1 protein-coding gene is annotated in these 1,010 nt (G+C 28.4%); it reads right to left on the reverse strand.

Features of this window, described 5'->3' with window-relative positions; translation table 11 throughout:
• Positions 1-223: 223 nt before the first annotated feature.
• Positions 224-913, reverse strand: coding sequence for a hypothetical protein (locus HM986_RS17580; protein WP_179336348.1), 690 nt, complete (start codon positions 911-913; stop codon positions 224-226).
• Between the last annotated feature and the right edge of the window lie 97 nt (positions 914-1,010).

Genomic DNA, 1,010 nt, shown 5'->3' on the forward strand with positions numbered 1-1,010 from the left:
ATTTAACTTAAAAAACAAGTACAGAATATAAGAGGAAGATGGAAAATTGTAGATCGGCACAACTTGCTGCCAACGGTTTTGTGTATGGTTAGTTGCGTGGTTCAGCAACTAATTTAGCAAACTTTTACGAACCCGTGAAAATTCCGCAGGAATTTTCGAAAGGAAGCTCAAAAAAGCAATTAATTATACACGGTGTTGGCATTTCGTTGTTTCATTCAGATTTCTAATTATTCGGTTTAATCCCGTTTTCTATTTTTCCGGCGTTTGAGTTTTTTCTATTATCTTCTGTTATTTCAAATTTATATGAACCAAATATCTCATTATGCTCTTTGTCAAAATCTATAAGTCTATTTTTAATTTCATTTCCGTTTGAGTCAATTTCCAATAGATATTTTCCGCTTTTAAAATTTTCAATTTCTAACTGATTAATTAAATCCGAGTTTTGAATAAAACTTATTAGAAATCTATTTGAAACCAAAACATCATCATATTTTAATTTGTCTGCAATGATTATATTATCCTCCAATTTATAAGTCCCATACTGATGTACTTTAGTCGCCCAACTGCCACTTTTGATTATGTATTGTCCATTTTCTTTAAAATCAGCGTAAACTCCGTGATTTTGGGCTTTAATTAAGGATGGTAAATTTAGTTTATTCTCAAAATGATAATATATTCCAATGTTTAAAAGGATAAATCCGATTCCGATTAATGTCGGTAAATAACTAATAGCTTTTTGATTTTTTTTGTAATCGGTATAGTTTCCAGATGTGGTTTTATAGAAAATAAAAAAGAATGAAATTCCTAAAATCAGAAAAAAGAAAATTCTAAATAAATTATCGAATTGATACGAGTAGTAAAGTACAATTGCAAATAGAATTCCAATAATTGATAGTGATATTATTCTCTTCAAAACTTAATTTTTGTGGTTTCTGTATTATACTGATATAGGTTGACTCTTTTTTGTTAATATTTAGACGTTCAAAAGATTTCTTTTAGCCGTTTAGAAG

The organism is Winogradskyella costae, from assembly GCF_013403865.1.
Lineage (GTDB): Bacteria > Bacteroidota > Bacteroidia > Flavobacteriales > Flavobacteriaceae > Winogradskyella > Winogradskyella costae.